13 protein-coding genes and 1 pseudogene are annotated in these 14,673 nt (G+C 62.6%); 2 read left to right on the plus strand and 12 right to left on the minus strand.

What is annotated here, in order from left to right:
• Positions 1–12: 12 nt before the first annotated feature.
• From FIU90_RS02075 to FIU90_RS02100, 6 genes are all read right to left on the minus strand, one after another.
• Entirely contained in the window at positions 13–1,350 is a 1,338-nt protein-coding gene (locus FIU90_RS02075; protein WP_152433271.1) for a S41 family peptidase, read from the minus strand.
• Between the two features lie 155 nt (positions 1,351–1,505).
• Positions 1,506–2,792: a murein hydrolase activator EnvC gene (locus tag FIU90_RS02080; protein WP_234029588.1), complete on the minus strand. Its 1,287-nt coding sequence runs from the start codon at positions 2,790–2,792 to the stop codon at positions 1,506–1,508.
• Positions 2,761–3,183 carry a 23S rRNA (pseudouridine(1915)-N(3))-methyltransferase RlmH gene (locus tag FIU90_RS02085; RefSeq protein ID WP_152435648.1) on the minus strand — a complete coding sequence of 141 codons (423 nt, stop codon included), beginning with the start codon at positions 3,181–3,183 and terminating at the stop codon, positions 2,761–2,763. The genes FIU90_RS02080 and FIU90_RS02085 overlap by 32 nt, the downstream gene beginning before the upstream one ends.
• A 136-nt stretch (positions 3,184–3,319) precedes the next feature.
• On the minus strand, positions 3,320–3,691 hold the full coding sequence (rsfS, locus tag FIU90_RS02090) for a ribosome silencing factor (protein WP_152433272.1): 372 nt from the start codon (positions 3,689–3,691) through the stop codon (positions 3,320–3,322).
• Positions 3,692–3,859: 168 nt separating this feature from the next.
• Positions 3,860–4,555: a nicotinate-nucleotide adenylyltransferase gene (locus tag FIU90_RS02095; protein WP_152433273.1), complete on the minus strand. Its 696-nt coding sequence runs from the start codon at positions 4,553–4,555 to the stop codon at positions 3,860–3,862.
• Positions 4,519–5,796, minus strand: a complete 1,278-nt coding sequence (locus FIU90_RS02100) for a glutamate-5-semialdehyde dehydrogenase (protein WP_152433274.1) — start codon at positions 5,794–5,796, stop codon at positions 4,519–4,521. The genes FIU90_RS02095 and FIU90_RS02100 overlap by 37 nt, the downstream gene beginning before the upstream one ends.
• A 293-nt stretch (positions 5,797–6,089) precedes the next feature.
• Between FIU90_RS02100 and FIU90_RS02105 the strand changes: the two genes are divergently transcribed.
• Positions 6,090–7,262, plus strand: coding sequence for a M23 family metallopeptidase (locus FIU90_RS02105; protein ID WP_255478526.1), 1,173 nt, complete (start codon positions 6,090–6,092; stop codon positions 7,260–7,262).
• Positions 7,263–7,266: 4 nt separating this feature from the next.
• Positions 7,267–7,695, plus strand: coding sequence for a polymer-forming cytoskeletal protein (locus FIU90_RS02110; RefSeq protein ID WP_152433276.1), 429 nt, complete (start codon positions 7,267–7,269; stop codon positions 7,693–7,695).
• Positions 7,696–7,768: 73 nt separating this feature from the next.
• On the opposite strand, the gene FIU90_RS02115 is transcribed toward FIU90_RS02110, so the two are convergent.
• From FIU90_RS02115 to FIU90_RS02140, 6 genes and pseudogenes are all read right to left on the minus strand, one after another.
• Complete coding sequence (locus tag FIU90_RS02115) at positions 7,769–9,436, minus strand: long-chain fatty acid--CoA ligase (RefSeq protein ID WP_152433277.1); 1,668 nt, start codon at positions 9,434–9,436, stop codon at positions 7,769–7,771.
• A 290-nt stretch (positions 9,437–9,726) separates the two neighbouring features.
• A pseudogene (locus tag FIU90_RS02120) lies at positions 9,727–10,437 on the minus strand (DUF1013 domain-containing protein); the annotation flags it as partial.
• Between the two features lie 130 nt (positions 10,438–10,567).
• A complete protein-coding gene (locus tag FIU90_RS02125; protein ID WP_234029590.1) occupies positions 10,568–11,665 on the minus strand; it encodes a glycosyltransferase family 1 protein in 1,098 nt (365 codons plus the stop codon).
• Positions 11,662–12,558 carry a UDP-2,3-diacylglucosamine diphosphatase gene (locus tag FIU90_RS02130; RefSeq protein WP_152433278.1) on the minus strand — a complete coding sequence of 299 codons (897 nt, stop codon included), beginning with the start codon at positions 12,556–12,558 and terminating at the stop codon, positions 11,662–11,664. The genes FIU90_RS02125 and FIU90_RS02130 overlap by 4 nt, the downstream gene beginning before the upstream one ends.
• 106 nt (positions 12,559–12,664) lie before the next feature.
• Complete coding sequence (locus FIU90_RS02135; protein ID WP_370515218.1) at positions 12,665–13,282, minus strand: glutathione S-transferase family protein; 618 nt, start codon at positions 13,280–13,282, stop codon at positions 12,665–12,667.
• 341 nt (positions 13,283–13,623) lie between these two features.
• Entirely contained in the window at positions 13,624–14,643 is a 1,020-nt protein-coding gene (locus FIU90_RS02140; RefSeq protein WP_234029591.1) for an NAD(P)H-quinone oxidoreductase, read from the minus strand.
• Between the last annotated feature and the right edge of the window lie 30 nt (positions 14,644–14,673).

Genomic DNA, 14,673 nt, shown 5'->3' on the forward strand with positions numbered 1-14,673 from the left:
TATCTAGTGTGCTTACTTGCGCAGCGCCACCGAACTTTTCGTCGTCCGGCGCAGGGTCTCGACTGCGTAATGCAGCTGGAAATCCTCGATCCCCTTCTCCTTGAGCTGTTCGGAGGTGAGTTTGAACCGCGGATCGTCGATCTTGTCGACCTCCATCTCCTCGTCCTTGATACCCAGCTCGTTGATAAGGTGGCCACGCAGATCGCTTTCGCGCGTCTGGTATTTCTGCCGGAGTGCAAAATCCGGATCGGAAATCTGCGGCACGGTGATGTCCGGCTTGATCCCGCCTTCCTGCACTGAGTGGCCCTTGGGCGTGTAATAGCGCGCCGTGGTGAGCTTGAGCGCGGCGTCGCGGCCGAGCGGCAGCAGCGACTGGACCGACCCCTTGCCGAAACTGCGTTCGCCCATGATCAGCGCGCGGCGGTGATCCTGCAGCGCGCCGGCAACGATCTCCGAAGCGGAGGCCGAGCCGGCATCGATCAGCACGATAACCGGGACACCCGCCGCCATATCGCCGCGGAAAACCGTTTCCGCGTCGTAGAGCAGCGTTTCGCCGCGAGCGCGTCCGCGCTGCGAGACGATCCGACCCTTGTCGAGGAACAGGTCGGACAGCGCGACGGCCTCGTCGAGCGATCCGCCCGGATTGGACCTGAGATCGAGGACCAGTCCGGCCATGCGGCCCGTCGCCTGTTCCTTGAGATCGTTCCACGCACGGTAGACATCCGCGCCGACATCGGCTGAGAATTCGTTGACGCTGATTACGCCGATATTGCCCGGCTGGAGCTCGTAGGTAACCGGCTCGAGCTCGATCACGCCGCGGGTCACGTTGACTTCGAACGGCTCGTCGCGTCCCGGACGGAAGATGGTCAGCTGGATCGAGGTGCCCGCCTTGCCCCGCATCCGCGCAACCGCATCATCGAGATCGCCGCCATAGATCAGCTCGCCATCGAGATGGGTGATGAAATCCCCCGCCTTGATCCCCGCCTTGTCGGCTGGGCTGCCCTTGAACGGCGAGATCACCTTGACCGCGCCATCCTCCATCACGACCGAAAGGCCGAGGCCGGAATAATTGCCGTCGATCATGGTTTCGAGCCGCTGCAGGTCGCTGCCATCGAGATAGCCCGAATGCGGATCGAGCGCTGAGAGCATCCCATCGATCATGCCGCGCACCAGCACCTCATCCTCTACCGGCTCCACGTAATTCGCCTGGATCCGTTGGTAGACCGCCATGACCTTGGCGAATTCCGGCCCGGCGCGGCCTTCGACCTGCGCCATCGAGGCGGTGGTAGCGGGAATGAGCGCGACAGCCGTAACCAGTGCAGCGCTTTGAAGCAGGGCGGCAATCTTCATTTCGAAACGGAGCTCCTTTTCTCAAACAAGAGTATAGGACGCGCGTCCTGAACGCCAGATAACTTCGACGAGTGGCATTCACCGTCCCGCAGCGGGTCACAGGTCGGCGACCACGCTGACAATTACGTTGTCGCGGCCCCCCTGGCATCGCGCGGTTATCCGAGGAATTGCAACGGGTTGACCGCTTTTCCGTCTCGTCGCAACTCGAGGGTGATCGCCGGGTCCTCATTGCTGGCGGCACCAAGGGGGCTGCCGCCGATCACGCTGTCTCCGATTTCGACGTTCACCCGCGAAAGACCCGTCACCAGGCTGGTCCAACCGCCCGGATGCTCAATTATGACGATTCGACCATAGCCGCGATAGGGCCCGGCGAATGCAATCCGTCCGCGCGCGGGGGCGACGACCTGTGCACCAGGAGCAGGCGCGAGCTCGATGCCACTCGTTCTGAGGCCGCTTTCGCGTTGCTCGCCAAAGCCTGCGAGCGTTCGGCCCTGGACTGGCAGCTGGTATCCTGCGGGCGGGGTCGCCGCCGTGGTGGGCGAAGCAGCAGGTTTGGGATCGGGGGCAGTAAGGCTCGCACCCGCATCGCCGCTGCCCAGATCGGCTGGGCGCAGAATGGGCCCGGGAAGCGCTGCAAGTTCGCGGCGAAGGCTCGCCGCCGCGTCGATCCGGCCGATCAGACCATCGAGGTCGCGCGCCTCTTCGGCCAAGGCCAGCGCCCGCTCGGCCTCGCGCGACGCGGTACTGCGTGCCTTGCGCGATTCCAGCCGCTGGGTTGCCTCCAGCTGCGCCAATTCCTGGCGCCTCGCCTGGAGCGACTGTTCGTTGAGCCGCAGGTTTTCGAGCGCTCGCGCAGCCCGGCGCTCAAGCCTTCTGCCTTCATCAAGTTCACTTCGCAGCGCTGCGGTGCGCTCGCGAATTTGCGGCACCGCGCTATCAAGCACCGCGCGAACATAGACGAGGTCCTTCAGCGAACCGGGCTGGAGCGCCGAAAGCGCAAGCGGACGCCTCGACGTCGTTTGCAGCGCGCCCGTCAACCGCACCAGCGGCTGCTGGCGCTCGGCGAGCCTTGCAGCGAGCGCGGCGCGGTCGGAGCGGGCAAGCGAATAGCGGGCGCGCGCGGCGGCAATATCTGCTTCTGCGCCTTGCACCTTCGCAGCCAGCGCTGCGGCTTCGCGGGCGGTCTTCTCGGCGGCTTCTGTCGCGGCCTCGGCCTCGCGGGCCAGACGTTCGGCGCGGGCTTCGGCGCGTTGGCTTTCGCGGGTGGCGCGGGCGAGTTCGGCCTGCGCTTCGTCCGGTTCCATCAGCGCGACGGCGCGCTGTGCGCTGCCGATTGGTACGGCAACGGTGAGCGCGGCGCCAATCGCAATGGCCGAAAGCGTGATCGTGAGAACGTGTCTTGTCACGCCGTTACCCTGCCCGATGATACGGGTGGCCTGCAAGAATGCTCGTCGCGCGATAGAGCTGCTCCATCAGCATGGCGCGAGCGAGCAGATGCGGCCATGTCGCGGGGCCGAAGGCAAGCAGCAGGTCGGCCTCGCGGCGCTCCTCCTCCGAATGCCCATCGGCAGCGCCCAGGACGAAACGTGTTTCGCGCATCCCGTCATCGCGCCAGCGCCCGAGTATCTCCGCAAATTTCTCCGAGGAAAGCGCTTTGCCGCGCTCGTCGAGCAAGACGGCTTTGTAGGGGGTCTGCGGATCGGGGATCTTTCCCCCGATCTCGGGCAACTCGGTGAGTTTCACGGGCCATGTCAGCCGCTTTTCATAACGCGCAACAAGGTCCGCCTCGGGCGAACGAGCGATCTTTCCGCGAGCCATGACGTGAAGAAGGATGGGAGTTACTCGAGGCCTGAGGGCAAACGGTCCGCGAGCGGACCGCAAGGCCGACCGGCCGCCCGCAGCGATGCGGCCGTCAGGCCGCGTGAGCGAGGATATCGCAGCGCGGATGCGCTGCGCAAAACAAAAAACCTCAGGCGTTGCCTGAAGCGGCTTTTTCCGCACCTTCGAACGACCACATGCGTTCAAGGTTGTAGAAGCTGCGCACTTCCGGGCGGAACAGGTGAACGACGACATCGCCGGCATCGATAAGCACCCAGTCTGCCTGCGGCAGACCTTCGACCCGGACGGGTCCAAAGCCGGCCTGCTTCACCTTCTCGGCAAGCTTCTGCGCGATGGCAGCCACCTGCCGGGTCGATCGGCCGCTTGCGATCACCATGTGATCGGCGATCGAACTCTTTCCCTCGAGCGGAATCGAGACGACATCCTGCGCCTGGTCGTCATCGAGCTGCTTGAGCACGATTTCGTGCAGGTCGGCCACGGTCATCTTAGCGGAAGCCATCATTCGAGCGGTTTTCGATGCTCCGGAGCCGGGATTCCCGGCTGCCGTAGCGGATTGTGCCTGTGTCATAGGCAAGCATAAGTCTCCAGATTGTGAAGCGGAAATGGTGATCGGGATGCCCATTGGCAAGCCATGACAGGGAGCGGGACAGTGAAACGCGTGGCAAGCGCCTCATGAACCCTCCGCCGTTCTGACGGACCGAAAAGTCAGCCGATCGCGCACCTGTGCGTTTGTGTAGTCGTCGGCCCAACCTGCATTGGCACGGCGGATGGCCGTGGCCGAGCGCGGATCAGGATCAAACTTCAAGAACACCAGTGCCGGTGCGCTCCATCGCCCCGATTTGCGAAAACTGGAAACAGGCACTGTATAGCGCCTGAGCCAGGCCATGGCGGGGCTCGCCAAGGCAGCCGCGTTATAACCCGGGCGGGCGATGACTGCAATCGGCACGGTACGCGCAATCTCCCGCCACTGCCTCCACCTGTGGAATTCGGCGAGATTGTCCGAGCCCATCATCCACACGAATTCGCGCTTGGGATAGCGGCGCTTGAGCGCCCGCAAGGTGTCGATCGTGTAACGGGTGCCGAGGTGCCGCTCGATTGCGGTCGGGACGATTCTCGCGCAGCGCGCCTGCTTTTCGGCCGATTTGAGCCGCGCGGCGAGCGGGGCCATGCCCTTTTTCGGCTTGAGCGGATTTCCGGGCGAAACCAGCCACCACACCTCGTCGAGCCCGAGCGCATCCATGGTAAAGAGTGATATTCGCCGGTGCCCGCCATGCGCGGGATTGAAGCTGCCGCCAAGAAGCCCGGTGCGGATCGGCACGCCTTTCCCGTTCAAGGCCGCGCCTGGCCCGAGCCGCGCACGAGCCATTTGTAAGTCGTAAGCCCCTCCAGCGCGACGGGACCGCGCGCATGGAGCCTGCCGGTTGCAATCCCGATCTCCGCGCCGAGACCGAATTCGCCGCCATCGGCGAACTGGGTCGAGGCGTTGTGCATCACGATCGCGCTATCGACCCCGGCGAGAAACCTTTCTGCCACGGATTCGTCGGCCGTGACGATCGCATCGGTGTGGTTGGAAGAATGGCGATCGATATGCGCCATCGCCTGTTCGAGTCCATCGACCATCGCAACAGAAACCACCGCATCGAGATATTCGGTGTCCCAGTCGTTCGCGCTGGCTGGGACGACCCTTTCATCGAGCGCCTGGATGCGCTCGTCGCCGCGGATCTCGGCACCGGCCTCGATCAACGCGTCGATCAGCATCGCGGCCTCGGGAAAAGCGGCGTCGATCAGCAAGGTTTCCATCGCTCCGCAAATCCCGGTGCGCCGCATCTTCGCGTTGACCGCGATTGCGCGCGCCATTTCGGGGTCGGCGGCAGAGTGCACATAGGTGTGACAGATGCCATCTAGGTGTGCGAGCACGGGAACCCGCGCATCGTTCTGGACGCGCTCGACAAGGCTGCGCCCACCGCGCGGGATGATCATGTCGATCAGGCCATGCGCCGCCAGCATCGCGCCGACCGCCGCGCGGTCCTGCGTCGGCATCAACTGCACCGCATTCTCGGGCACGCCGCCCTCGGCAAGGCCCGCAGCGATTGCCGCGTGGATCGCGCGGTTGGAGTGCACCGCCTCGCTGCCGCCACGCAGAAGCACAGCGTTGCCCGATCGCACGCACAACGCAGCGGTGTCGGCTGTGACGTTGGGGCGGCTTTCGTAGATGATTCCGATCAGCCCGATCGGCACGCGGATGCGCGAAAGCTTGAGACCATTGGGCGGCTCGGCCTCATCGACAACCTGACCGACAGGGTCCGCGAGCGCGGCGACATTTCCCACCGCGGAGGCTACGCCTTCGAGCCGATCCTCGTCGAGCGTCAGCCGGTCGAGCATCGCCTGCGACAGGCCGTTGGCGCGCCCTGCCTCCAGATCTTTCGCATTGCCAGCGAGTATTTCGCCGGACGCGGCGCGAATACGCTTTGCCGCAAAAAGAAGCGCCGCCGCCCGCTCCTCGCTCGACATGGTGGCAAGCTGGCGCTGCGCCTTTCGCCCGCGTGCGGCAAGGCCTGCAACCAAGTCCTGAGGGTCTGACGTCAAGGGAGCGGCATCCGTATTCATAATTGAGCGTCAATCACCCGCGAATTGCCGCGCGTCAATTCAGATCGTCCATCGCAACGCAATCGAATGCCCCAATGCGCAACGAATCGAATGCAACACCGATGAAAAATTTCGCGTAACTGCCCAGAGCGTTCTCGGTTCCCGGCGTCGAACGCGATAATTGCAGAAATGTGAACGTTTCGTCGCGATTCAACAGCAACTCGTCCGAAGCGTTAACAAGTGGATTCGACCAAGCGGTCTGGGATTGGTAGCCCCCTCGTCAGGGATCGAGATAAAAAACATCCGGGGTCGCTTTGACAAACAAAAAATCCGCACGTCCGTGGGGTGAACGACTACGTGAGTGGTTCCCCGAAAGAGAGTTCTTCATGCGCTCTCAAGGGCAAGTCCGCTTCATCAAGATATCGTCAAAATTCCAGATGGCAGGGGCGGGCGCTGTTGCCGCGTTTGCGCTCGTCTGGGCGACATCGATGGGTGTCATGGCCTTCAACAAGTACCAGGCCGAGGCGAGCCTCGCCTCGTTCCAGGACGAAAAGGCGCGCGTCGCCACTGCGCAGGAACGGTTGAAGGCTTACGGGGACAACCTCGATGCCGTCGCCGAAGACCTGATGCTGCGCCAGGACATCATCGAGCAGGTCACAGAGTCCCTGCCGAGCGACATCAAGAGCGACAGCAACGTGTCCGACTCGTCGACCGAGGCGGCCGAGATGGTCGAAAAAGTCAGCGCCTATTTCCCGCAGGCTTCCGCGCTAGCAAAGATCGAAGCGCGCCAGCTCGCCTATGTCGAGCGCGTGACCCGCTTTGCCGATGATCGCGCCAAGAAGGCCGAAGCAGCGCTGCGAAAGCTCGGCCTCGATCCAAAGCAAGCGATTCGCAAGGCCGAACGCGAGGCGATGGGTGGTCCGCTTGAAATGCTCGCTTCGTCCGCCCACGGCGAAGTCGATCCGCGTTTCGAGCGGCTCGGCCTCAGCCTTGCACGCATGTCGGCGCTGGAGCGCATTCTCGATGGCGTTCCGCAGGTCGTGCCCGCAGCGAACCAGCGCATCACTTCGAGCTTCGGCTATCGCCGCGATCCGTTCAACGGGCGCGCCGCGATGCACAAGGGCATCGATTTCAAGGGCGCTCGCGGCTCCCCGATCATGGCGGCTGCGAAAGGTGAAGTTATTTATGCCGGTTGGAAGGCGGGATATGGTAAGTTCGTGGAGATAAGCCACGGAAACGGTCTCACCACCCGCTATGCCCACATGTCGCGGATCGACGTGAAAACGGGACAACAGGTCGATGGCGGCGAGACTCTCGGAGGGCTCGGGTCTACTGGTCGTTCGACCGGACCGCACCTGCACTTCGAGGTCCGTATCAATAACCGCGCGGTGAACCCGCGCCCCTTCCTGGAGACCGCACCCGATGTTCTCAAAGAAGTCCGCGGAACCGGTTCCGTCCGTTCCAACTCCCCCTCAAGCGCAGAGTAAGTCCATGGCCAGCAGCAACAATTCGACCTTTTCCGTCATCGGATCCGACATCCAGATCAAAGGCAACATTACCGCCTCCGCAGATCTTCACGTCGACGGATCGATCGAAGGCGACATCAAGTGCGCATCCCTGGTCCAGGGCGAAGCGAGCCACGTAACCGGCGGTATCCACGCCGATACCGCGCGCCTTGCAGGCCGCGTGACTGGCTCGATCAACGCGAAAGAGCTCGTCATTCTCAAGAGCGCCAAGATCGAAGGCGACGTGCATTACGATGCGCTTACGATCGAACAGGGCGCGCACGTCGATGGCCGCTTTGCCCCGAATTCGCGCCGCGACTCCGTGAGCAAGCCCGCCGCCACCCAGGCAACTTCGGGCAGCAAGCCGGTCGAAGCGCCCAAGCAAGGCCAGTCGGAGCTCAAGATCGCGAACTGAGCTTCCCGTCATTTAGATAAGCGAAAGCGCCGCGGCCCGTTGGGGTTCGCGGCGTTTTCATTTGACGGTCTGTTCAGAGAACCTCGGCGCGGAGAGCCTTGCGATCGAGCTTGCCGATAATCGTTTTCGGCAGTTCCTCGCGGATCACCACCTTGTCGACACGCTCATGCTTGCCCACGCGGTCGTTGAGCCAGCCTTTCAAGGCATCGCCGCCGATATCGGCCTCGGGATCGACGAGCGTCACATAGGCACGCGGGACTTCACCCAGATAATCGTCCGGCATCCCGATCACGAGAGCTTCCTTGACCGCTTCGTGCTCCATGATCACGTCTTCGACGACGCTCGGGAAAACCTTGAACCCGCCAACAGCGATCATGTCCTTGATCCGATCGACGATGGCGATGAATCCGTCTTCGTCCACTGTCGCGACATCGCCTGTGCGCAGCCATACCTTGCCATCATGCTCAACGAAGACTTCGGCCTGAGTCTCCGGACGGTTCCAGTAACCGCGCATGACCTGCGGGCCGTGGACTGCCAGCTCGCCCGGTTCGCCTTCGGGCGCAAGCTTGCTCGGGTCTTCCTTGTCGAGCAGCAGGATCTCGGTGCGGGGTACCACCTGACCAATGGTGCCTTTCTTGCGCATTCCGGCATATGGGTTGGCGGATACGACTCCGGAGCTTTCGGTGAGACCGTAGCCCTCGACCACGCGGACGCCAGTGACCTCTTCGAATTTTTCATGGACTTGCACCGGCATGGGTGCGCCGCCCGATATGCACACCTTGAGCGAGGAGAAGTCGGTTTTTGTGAGATCGGGATGGTCGAGCATCGCCTGGAACATGGTCGGCACGCCGGGAAAGCCGGTCGCGCCGTTTTTCTCGATCGTCTTCAGAACCTGCTTGGTTTCGAAGCGCGGGACCATTGCGATCGAGGCGCCGCTCGAGACCGCGTGGTTGAGCAGCGCGGTATTGGCGAAGACATGGAAGAACGGCAGCGCACCCATAAAGACTTCGTGGCGCGGATCGCCGAACGGGTTCAGCGCCGCGACTTGCTGCGCGTTGATCACCAGCTGGCTGTGGCCGAGCATCGCCCCCTTGGGCCGACCGGTCGTACCACCGGTATACTGCAACAAGGCGAGGTCTTCCTTCGGGTCGATTTCGATCGCCGGCGGCGCGAAATCGGGCGTCACATCGCTCCACGCGCGGACATCGGACCCATATTCGACAGCGGCAATCTGGCTGCGCTTGAAAAGCTTTAGCGCAGTGCCAGTAACCCACGGGAGCATGTCGGAAAGTCGACCGACGACGAGCGTTTCGAGGTCGGAGCTTTCCAGCACTTTCCATGCTGTCTCATAAAGCTCGGGCACGTCGATGGTCACAAGCGTCCTGGTGCCGCTGTCGCCGACCTGCCAGGCGAGCTCCTCGACGGTATAAAGTGGCGAGAAGTTCACCACGATCGCCCCCGCCATCATCGCCCCATAATAGGCCGATGCGTAGATCGGGACATTGGGCAGGAACAGTCCGACACGGTCGCCCTTGCCGATCCCCATGCTGGCGAGCCCGGCGGCAAAGCGCTTCGCTTCGGCAAGGATCTCACCATAGGAATAGGTGCGGCCAAGGAAATGAAGGAATGGAGCCGATGGATCGAACGCGGTCGTGCGTTCGAGCATTTGGGGCAGACTCATCAACTCGAAACGCGCGTCCCAGGGCGTGGGATGGTGGTATGGGGCTTTATTGACATCCATGTCAGTAAGCATGGCGCATCACCGCGCTGCGCACAAGCAAAACCGCCCCTGCAAAGTGCGGGCTCGGCAAGATTTCCCGACTGGATAGAAGGCGCCGGACGCGCGGTGCGCCCGTTGGCGGCGATCGGCCTTTAGCTGTCGCCCTTTTCCTCTTCCTCTTCGTCCGCCTCAGGCGCGGCTTCGGGAGGGGCTTCCGGTGCATCTTCGGCAGCCGGAACCGCACCATCCTCGATCTCGCTCGGAGCAGGCGTCGATGCGGCGAATGCCTCGTTGGGTTCGACCGCAACGCCCTGTTTCTCAGCCTCGCGCTTGGCGGCGAGCCAGGCTTCGGCCTCTGCTTCCTGAGCGGCTTCGGCCGCGGCCTTCTCATTGGCTTCGCGCTCAGCCTGAAGCTCCTCGATCAGCTTCTCCTTGTCGGAGCGCTGGTCGATGCCTTCCTCTACGGGAGTCGTTTCCTCGGTAATGCCGGCGCGCTTGGCGGCCTTTGCCACCACTGCGTCGAGCTCACGCTGCGAGCACAGGCCGAGCGTAACCGGATCCTTGGGCTGGATGTTCTGGATGTTCCAGTGCGTACGCTCGCGGATCGCGCCGATCGTGTTGCGCGTGGTGCCGATAAGCTTGGAAATCTGCGCATCCGAAACCTCAGGATGGTTGCGCAGGATCCAGGCAATGCCATCGGGCTTGTCCTGACGCTTAGACACCGGGGTGTAGCGCGGACCCTTGGTCCGGGTCACTTCGACCGGAGCCTTATGCATCTTGAGCGAATATTCGGGGTCCTTCTGACCTTTCTCGATTTCCTCGAGCGTGAGTTCGCCAGCGTGGACCGGATCGCGACCCGTATACTTGCTGCCCGCCAGATCGTCCGCCATCGCCTGCACTTCGAGAATGTGAAGTCCGCAAAACTCGGCGATCTGCTCGAACGAGAGGCCGGTGTGGTCGACCAGCCAGGTCGCGGTCGCATGCGGCATCAGCGGAGTGGGCTGGGTGGTGGCCTTGGCCATGGAAATCTCCGTAAAAAATAGAAGGGCCGCCCCTTTCGGAGCGGCCGTTGCGTTAGGCTAGATAGGCGATGAGGCGGCGCACGGCAAGCGAAAGCGATGACCCGAGGCGAGAAGCCCGTTCCGCTGTGGATCAGATCGCCGATTTAGGCCGGAGCGAAACTGTGCGGTCATCATCCAGAGCCACCAATGCGGAGAGGAACTGCCGGGTCGCCGCCTCCCAGCTGTACCCCGCGCCATATTTCGCACACTGCTTGCTGTCGCACAGGAGCGCGGCGTCGATCGCGCGCTCGATCTGGTCGCACATCGCGCCAGATGTGTGGTCGAGCACGTCTATCGGTCCGGGAACGGGAAAGGCCGCGACCGGGGTTCCACAGGCGAGCGCCTCGATCATCACGAGGCCGAACGTGTCGGTCTTGCTCGGAAAGACGAACACATCCGCCCCGGCATAGCAGCCTGCAAGCTCGCGCCCCGTTCGCTTGCCGAGGAACAGCGCGTCGGGAAACTGTTTCTCAAGAGATTCGCGCGCCGGTCCGTCTCCAACCACCACCTTGCTGCCCGGATAATCGCAGGCGAGGAACGCCTCGATATTCTTCTCGACAGCAACCCGCCCCACAAAAAGCATGATCGGGCTTTTCAGTCCCTCATACTCCGGGGGCGGCGGGGCATCAGGCGTGAAGCAAGCGAGATCGACCCCGCGGCTCCAGTGCGCGACCTGGGCAAGGCCATGTTCGCGCAGCTCGGCGCGGATCGTCTCGGTCGCGACGAGGATACGTTCGGCGGGGCGGTGGAACCAGCGGATAAAGGGCCAGAATAATTTCGGCGAGAGGCCGGTGCGACGCGCGATGTAGTCGGGGAACTGGGTGTGATAGGCGGTTGTAAAGGGCACTTTGCGACGCACGCAGTGATTTCGCGCGGCAACGCCCAACGGGCCTTCGGTCGCGATATGGACAGCGTCGGGCGCGATCCGCCTGAGCGCGCGCCCGACCGTCCCGGGCCATGTCAGGGCCAATCTGATTTCGGGATAGGTAGGGGCGGGAATCGAACGGTAGCGGTCAGCCGAGATTACTGTGACCTCATGACCCCAGCCGCGCAGCACCTTGCAAGTCGTTTCGAGCGTGCGCACCACACCATTGACCTGCGGAAACCACGCGTCGGTGACGATGGCGATGGAATGCGGCACTTCGTTCTTGCCGACCTGATCCCGCGAATCCGTGCGCTTGCGCCTCACGCAGCTTCCAGCGTGGGTTCGGACGAAGAGGTCGCTTGCTCGCGTTTTTTGCGTTCGGCGATGACATCGGCCCAGTTCAGAATTTCCATCCGTCCATCATGGTGTTCGACCAATGCGTTGCAGCCTTCAACCCAGTCACCATCGTTCCAGTATTCGATCTGGCGTCCGTTATGTTCGAAGGTCCGGGATTCAGCGGTGTGAATGTGGCCGCAAACCACCCCGTCGACCCCGCGTTCGTCGGCGGCCCGCGCGACCACCTCTTCGTACTTCCCAATGAATTCGACCGCGTTCTTGACCTTGTGCTTGGCCGCTTTCGACAATGACCAGTAGGGCAGGCCGAGCGCCTTCCGTACCGAGTTCACGAGCGTACTCAGCTGCATGGCTGCGTGGTATGCCCAGTCGCCGACGAAGGCGAGCCAGCGCTGCGACAGCATGACCGCGTCGAATTCGTCGCCGTGAAGCACCATCAGCCGTCGCCCGTCGGCCGTATCATGAAAGGCCGCGCGACGAATCTCGACACCGCCGAAATTGAGGCCGGTGAACTGGCGGAACATCTCATCGTGATTGCCGGGAATATAGACGATCCGCGTGCCGCGCTTCGCCCGTTTCATCACGCGCCAGACGATGTCGTTATGGGTCGAGGGCCAGTAGAACTTCTTCTTCAGCCGCCAGCCGTCGATAATATCGCCAACGAGGTACATTGTATCGCTGTCGGTGCGATCGAGGAAATCGATCAGCATGTCGGCATTGCAGCCCTTTGTGCCGAGATGCACGTCGCTGATCCAGATCGTGCGGTACTCTGCACGCTCGTGGTGTGTCGGCTCCGGAGAGACCGGCTCGCGCGCAACGAAATCGGCAACGTTGTTAATTCCGGCGAGAACCGTCTGATCCACTTCGCAATCCCCTGCGCAGTCCTTTGCTGGACCGACGAATGCCACGGGAATGTTACAGGCGATTCACAGCGCGATGACGGCTATGGGACTTTGCGACAGAAATCTGTCAGTCCATCGGGATGAAGCCGGGCAGCGATTGCATCCGGGTGATCCATGTCTCGATATTGGGGAAGTCTCCGAGGCCGAAGCCTCCTTCTTCCGCAACATGCGTATATGGGAAGAGCGCTATGTCGGCGAGCGTCACTTCATCGCCGCAAAAGAATGCGCGCTCGGCGAGGTGCTTCTCCATGACATCGAGTGCGGCACAGCCCGCAACCCGCTTCGCCATGATCTGCGATCGTTGCTCGGCGGATAGGTTACCCTCGCCCACGAAACGCAGCCAGAACCGCAATGTCGCAACGTTGGGTTCGTGATTGTATTGCTCGAAGAACATCCAGCGCAGCATGTCCGCTTCTTCGAACCGGGTTTGCGGGATCAGGTGCGACCCGCTGGCGAGGTACCAGCAAGCCGCATTGCTTTCGGGCAGGAAGCGCGCCTCGGCGCCCTCACCGATCTGAAGCACCGGAATGCGTCCGTTGGCGTTCACTTTCGCAACGAATTCGGGCGAACGGGTTTCGCCCTTCATAATATCGTATTGCCGGGTTTCGAGATCGAGCCCGATCAACGCTGCAGTCAGCTTGATCTTATAGCAATTGCCCGAACGCGGGTCCTCATGAAGAAGCAGTGCCGGTTCTTCGTCCCCTGTCGGCACGACTGATTCAGGCGACCCGTCGGCGAAAGCCGCGAAATGCGACAGCGCGGTCGGGAACACGAGAACCTTGGGCTTGCCCGTTCCCAGCCCCTCCCATGAAGAGACCACGTAAGGTTGCGAGAGAGTTGAATCGGGGTCGCTCGGCCACAAGCTGTGGCGCGCGGCCAGTTTGTCGCCCTCGCCGCCCTTCCATTCCTGGCCCTTGGTCGCGCTGCCGCGAAAAATCACTTCCATGTCGCGCCAACGGACCGCGCCGCGGCCCTTGCGCACTTCGACGTAGGCGTAGTCGCCCGAGATCCGCAGCAACGGGTAGCTCATGCAGACACTTCTAGCACGATTTTGCCGATATGCTCGCCCGCCTCCATCCGGGCGTGTGCCGCGGCGGCTTCGGCGAGCGGAAAGGTCTTGTCCATCACGGGCGCAAGCTCACCGGAGGTGAAAAGCGGCCAGGCGGTCGCAGCGATCTCATCGGCCAGCGCCGCCTTGAAAGCATCGGAGCGCGGGCGCAAAGTCGAACCCGTAAGTGTCAACCGCCGCATCATCACCATCGGCATGAAAATATCGGCCTTGGCACCGCCAAGCACCGCGATGGTCACGTGCCGCCCGTCTTCGGCGAGGCATTGGAGGTTGCGCGGCACGTAATCGCCCGAAACCATGTCGAGCACAACGTGCACGCCTTCTCCACCGGTTTGCTCCTTGATGACTTCGACGAAATCCTTTTCCCTGTAATTGATGGCGAGATCCGCGCCGATCTTTCGCGCCGCCTCGCACTTGGCCTCGTCTCCGCACGTTACGATCACTTCCGCATCGAACGCCTTGGCGAGCATGATCGCCATCGTCCCGATCCCGCTCGTGCCGCCATGGACCAGCAGCCGCTCGCCATCCGCCAGCATCCCGCGCTCGAACACGTTGTGCCAGACCGTGAAGAGTGTCTCGGGAAGCGCGGCGGCGGACTTCACATCCATCCCCTCGGGCACCGGGAGGCAATGGTTCCATGGCGCTGCACAATATTCGGCATAGCCCCCGCCCGGGGTCAAAGCGGCAACCGTCTGGCCGAGCATTTCGGACGGCACTTTGCTGCCGACCCGCACAACCTCTCCCGCAACCTCGAGCCCGAGGATCGGCGAGGCTCCCGGTGGCGGGGGGTAGTGGCCGGCGCGCTGAATGCAGTCGGGCCGGTTCACCCCGGCATAGGCCACACGGATCAGCACGTCCTCCGCACCGACCTGCGGCACCGCAACCTGCTCAGCAATCAAAACGTCCGGTCCGCCCGGCGCTTCGAAGCCGATCGCAGTCATATTTTCGGGAAGGTCCGGCCCTGCGCCATCAACCATATCTGTGCCCTATTCACCCCTATGCCCAGC

The organism is Erythrobacter sp. THAF29 (assembly GCF_009363635.1).
In the GTDB taxonomy this organism is placed as follows: domain Bacteria; phylum Pseudomonadota; class Alphaproteobacteria; order Sphingomonadales; family Sphingomonadaceae; genus Erythrobacter.

Bases quoted from the DNA above. Each gene is read 5' to 3' on its own strand.
- FIU90_RS02075 (WP_152433271.1), bottom strand. From the start codon at position 1,350: ATGAAGATTGCCGCCCTGCTTCAAAGCGCTGCACTGGTTACGGCTGTC.
- rsfS (WP_152433272.1), bottom strand. From the start codon at position 3,691: ATGATGGCTTCCGCTAAGATGACCGTGGCCGACCTGCACGAAATCGTG.
- FIU90_RS02095 (WP_152433273.1), bottom strand. From the start codon at position 4,555: ATGGCTCGTGCGCGGCTCGGGCCAGGCGCGGCCTTGAACGGGAAAGGC.
- FIU90_RS02100 (WP_152433274.1), bottom strand. From the start codon at position 5,796: ATGAATACGGATGCCGCTCCCTTGACGTCAGACCCTCAGGACTTGGTT.
- FIU90_RS02110 (WP_152433276.1), top strand. From the start codon at position 7,267: ATGGCCAGCAGCAACAATTCGACCTTTTCCGTCATCGGATCCGACATC.
- FIU90_RS02115 (WP_152433277.1), bottom strand. From the start codon at position 9,436: ATGGATGTCAATAAAGCCCCATACCACCATCCCACGCCCTGGGACGCG.
- FIU90_RS02140 (WP_234029591.1), bottom strand. From the start codon at position 14,643: ATGGTTGATGGCGCAGGGCCGGACCTTCCCGAAAATATGACTGCGATC.